The organism is Macrococcus carouselicus (assembly GCF_004359515.1).
Taxonomy (GTDB): Bacteria; Bacillota; Bacilli; order Staphylococcales; family Staphylococcaceae; genus Macrococcus; species Macrococcus carouselicus.
The window spans coordinates 1-382 of the sequence record NZ_SCWD01000031.1; the positions used below are offsets into that span (position 1 = coordinate 1).

1 protein-coding gene is annotated in these 382 nt (G+C 37.4%); it reads right to left on the reverse strand.

Going from position 1 to position 382, the window contains the following annotated elements; genetic code table 11:
• Positions 1-218: hypothetical protein (locus tag ERX40_RS11130; RefSeq protein WP_165980764.1), on the reverse strand; the 218-nt coding region annotated here is incomplete at its 3' end.
• Positions 219-382: the final 164 nt, after the last annotated feature.

Here is a 382-nt window from a genome sequence, read left to right on the forward strand (position 1 = left end):
GTAGTTACAAAACTATAGAATGAATTTTTGATATCCGACTGTGACGGTTTCATTTCCATTGCTTCAAAGGTACCACTCAGGTTATACATTCCTACGAAAATAGCATCTCCTTGTCTGAACTGGTCAACATCAGCATAATTTGATATGTCTTTTTTCAAATTTCCCAGTTGCTTAACTGCCTGGCTTTTAGACATTGTTACCTCATAATCATGCTTCATTACACTCTTTATCTGCATCTCTATCCCTCTATACGTCGTAAGCGACATACCGAGTGTGACCATCAGAAATGTGCAGAGAACAGCAATACTTGCTAGACCCACTGCATTTGCTCTCATTCTAGAAAGTAAGCCTGAGATTGAAATGAAATTTTGAGGTTTATAAT